The sequence below is a fragment of the Halomonas sp. SIMBA_159 genome (genome assembly GCF_046536035.1).
In the GTDB taxonomy this organism is placed as follows: domain Bacteria; phylum Pseudomonadota; class Gammaproteobacteria; order Pseudomonadales; family Halomonadaceae; genus Vreelandella; species Vreelandella venusta_A.
In genome coordinates this window covers 1-255 of the sequence record NZ_JAWJBT010001027.1, presented here as the reverse complement: position 1 = coordinate 255, position 255 = coordinate 1, and the positions used below count along the sequence as shown (strand labels likewise).

Annotated in this window: 1 protein-coding gene; it reads right to left on the bottom strand. The window is 43.5% G+C overall.

Annotation, left to right across the window (positions count from 1 at the left end):
* Positions 1-255 (bottom strand): hypothetical protein (locus tag R0J87_RS22380; protein ID WP_498889070.1); only part of this gene is annotated, 255 nt, incomplete at both ends.

Below are 255 nucleotides of genomic sequence, written 5' to 3'. Positions count from 1 at the left end.
CTAAATCATCATCTGCTGCTTCAACCTTCCAGCGTGGCCCGCCGTTTTTTCTATAATGGTGGGCATCGTCCTCTCGTTCTTTCTGTTCTTGCTCCATCTTATACCGTTCGTCCTCATTACGGTTTTTGTTTATGAATTTACGTGAACTACGTCCATGTTCGTCATCGTCTCCAGTCGTGTAGGTACTTTCACGACGATAATTTTCCTGCTTATTTTTATATAGGCGATTTGTGGTTGGAATTTCACGAGAGGGAC